The organism is Streptococcus sp. HSISS3, from assembly GCF_000448605.1.
GTDB lineage: Bacteria > Bacillota > Bacilli > Lactobacillales > Streptococcaceae > Streptococcus > Streptococcus raffinosi.
This window is the reverse complement of the sequence record NZ_CM002130.1, coordinates 1,132,976-1,135,699: the sequence shown is the minus strand read 5'-3', so window position 1 is coordinate 1,135,699 and position 2,724 is coordinate 1,132,976. Positions and strand designations below refer to the sequence as shown.

The window sequence follows — 2,724 nt, the reverse complement described above, 5'->3', positions numbered from 1 at the left end:
ATCATATACAGGTGCTGTTACACCGGCTAAGGTTCAAGCTGAAAGCTCGAATGGTATCAAGGTGGCTACAACCTACACACCAGAAATCGTTCCAGTAAGTCCAACCGCAACACCAGCTGAGTCAACTGATATCCAAGGTGCCACACAAACAGGCAAACCTGAATTCCAAGGTGGAACAGTAAACGTTGATGGCGTTGATAAGACAGTAGCAATCAATGAAGCTGTACCAGCGACATTTGACGATGGTACAAAAACTAAGACAATTCCAAACGTAGGTACTTACACAGTAGCAGCAGACGGAACAGTAACTTTCGTTCCAGAAAAATCATTTGTCGGAACTGCACCAGCGGTGACTGTTGTACGTGAAGATATGAACGGAACCAGAGCGCAAGCGACATACACACCTACAGTTACACCAGTTAAGCCTACTGCGGATCCAGCAACTTCAACTGGTAAGCAAGGTCAAGAACAAACAGGCAAACCAGTCTTCACTGAAGGTAATAGCCGTGTACCAATGAACGATAGGGTTGCTGCAACCTTTGATGATGGTTCAACGACGAAGACAGTTCCAAATGTTGGTACTTACACAGTAGCTTCAGATGGTACGGTAACCTTCGCTCCAGAAAAATCATTTACTGGCGAAGCCCCAGCAGTGACTGTTGTGCGTGAAGACATGAATGGAACAAAAGCTTCAGCGACTTACACACCAACTGTCACTCCTGTGACACCAACTGCGACACCAGCAGAATCAACAGGTCCTCAAGGTGTAGTTCAAACGGGAACAGTAACCTTCACAGAAGGTGATCCTGTCGCACCAATCGACAAAAATACCATTACCCTTCTTGATGAAAACGGTCAGCCAGCTGCGGCAGTATTTGCAAAATCACCGGCAGGTGTAATTATTGGTACATTTACGGTAGATAAGATTACTTCAGTGGTGACATTCACACCAAGTGATAAATCTTACTCAGGTGAAGTGGTTCCTGTTAAAGTTCGAGCTGCAGATACTAATGGAACAACTGTAGAAACAACTTATACACCTAAGATTACACCAGTTGTTCCAACTGCAGAAGATGCAACATCTACAGATATTCAAGGTGCGACACAAACAGGTAAACCAACCTTTACCGAAGGTGATAGCCGTGTGCCGATGGATGATGACACACCAGCGACTTTCGAAGATGGTTCAAAAACGAAGACAGTTGATGGTGTTGGTACTTATACAGTAGCTGCTGACGGAACGGTGACTTTCAAGCCACTACCAACATATGTTGGTACACCTGAAGGCGTGACTGTGAAACGTGTCGATAAGAATGGTACGGCTGTAACAGCTAAGTACACACCGACAGTTACACCAGTAGTACCAAGTGCTACACCAGCAGTTTCAGAAGACGTTCAGGGAGCTACACAAACCGGTAAACCTGAATTTACTGCTGGAAATAGCCGTGTACCTATGAATGATGCTGTTCCTGCAACCTTTGACGATGGATCAAAAACTAAGACAGTTGACGGCGTCGGTACTTACACAGTAGCGACGGATGGTACGGTAACCTTTGTTCCAGAACCAAGCTTCACTGGTACAGCACCAGCAGTGACTGTTGTGCGTGAAGATATGAACGGTACTAAAGCTTCAGCAACTTATACGCCGACAGTTAATCCAGTAACTGTAACACCAACTAATAAAGTATCTGAAGACGTTCAAAACGTTCCACAGACAGAAACACCAACTTTTGCCTTGAGCAGTGACAAAACAGCTCAAATCACAAGCAAGAAATTGGTGGATCCAACAACTGGTCAACCGACTGATGATGCAACTGTAACTGTAGCGGGAGAAGGCTCTTACACCATTGATCCAACTACAGGGGCTGTAACCTTCACACCTGAAAAAGACTTTGTCGGAACCGCTAAAGGTGTAACGGTCCAAGCAACTGCAACTATTACAAATGAAAACGGTAAGACCGCAACGATCACATCTGACGCGACATACACACCAACAGTTGTAGCAGCTGTTCCAACAGCTCAACCGGCTAAATCTAAGGATATTCAAGGTGCCACACAAACAGGCACTCCAACCTTTGCAGGCACAACTGTCCAAGTCAACGGTCAAGACAAGGCTATTACTATTAAGGACAATAGCTACAAACTCTTGGATAAAGATGGCAACGAAGTTTCAGCGACGCCAGCATATGCGGCAGACGGCACAACCGTGATTGGTAACTTCTCAATTGATCCAGCAACTGGAACAGTAACCTTCACACCGACTGATAAATCATACACAGGTGCTGTGACACCAGCTAAGGTCCAAGCTGAAAGTTCAAATGGTATTAAAGTTGATACAACTTACACACCAGAAATCGTTCCAGTAAGTCCAACCGCAACACCAGCTGAGTCAACTGATATCCAAGGTGCCACACAAACAGGCAAACCTGAATTCCAAGGTGGAACAGTAAACGTTGATGGCGTTGATAAGACAGTAGCAATCAATGAAGCTGTACCAGCGACATTTGACGATGGTACAAAAACTAAGACAATTCCAAACGTAGGTACTTACACAGTAGCAGCAGACGGAACAGTAACTTTCGTTCCAGAAAATCATTTGTCGGAACTGCACCAGCGGTGACTGTTGTACGTGAAGATATGAACGGAACCAAAGCGCAAGCGACATACACACCTACAGTTACACCAGTTAAGCCTACTGCGGATCCAGCAACTTCAACTGGTAAG

The 2,724-nt window shown here is 45.2% G+C and carries 1 pseudogene; it reads left to right on the top strand.

Annotation, left to right across the window (positions count from 1 at the left end):
• A pseudogene (locus tag HSISS3_RS11295) lies at nucleotides 1-2,724 on the top strand (CshA family fibrillar surface protein C); the annotation flags it as partial.